1 protein-coding gene is annotated in these 583 nt (G+C 69.5%); it reads left to right on the top strand.

Annotation, left to right across the window (positions count from 1 at the left end):
* Nucleotides 1-39: 39 nt before the first annotated feature.
* Nucleotides 40-583 (top strand): histidinol dehydrogenase (locus ACNPP0_RS22060; RefSeq protein WP_448707007.1); only part of this gene is annotated, 544 nt, incomplete at its 3' end.

The following is a 583-nucleotide window of genomic DNA, read 5'->3' on the forward strand; positions in this document are numbered from 1 at the left end:
ATACCGCGGCGGCCGCTATTCGCTTTGCTGCATGACGCCATGGCCCTGATCAATCGTCTTGATTCCCGCGATCCCGGATTCAAATCCGCCCTGTCCAAGCTGCTGGCTTTCGAGGCCACCGAGGACGAGTCCATCGACCGCGCCGCGGCCGGCATCCTGGCCGATGTGCGCGCGCGCGGCGACGCCGCGCTGGTGGAATACACCCAGCGCTTTGACCGCATGCCCGGCGCATCGGCCGACACGCTGGAAATCCCCAAGGCCGACTGGCACGCCGCGTTGGCCACGCTGCCCACCGCGCAACGCAACGCGCTGGAAGCCGCTGCCGACCGCGTGCGCGCCTACCACGAGCGCCAACGCGCTGAAACCTGGACCTACACCGAAGCCGACGGCACGCTGCTGGGCCAGCAGGTCACGCCGCTGGACCGCGTGGGCCTGTACGTGCCGGGCGGCAAGGCCGCCTATCCGTCGTCGGTGCTGATGAACGCCATTCCCGCCAAGGTGGCGGGCGTGCAGGAGCTGATCATGGTCACGCCCACGCCCGACGGCGTGCGCAATCCCATCGTGCTGGCCGCCGCCGCCCTCA

This window comes from Achromobacter semiaridum (assembly GCF_053543755.1).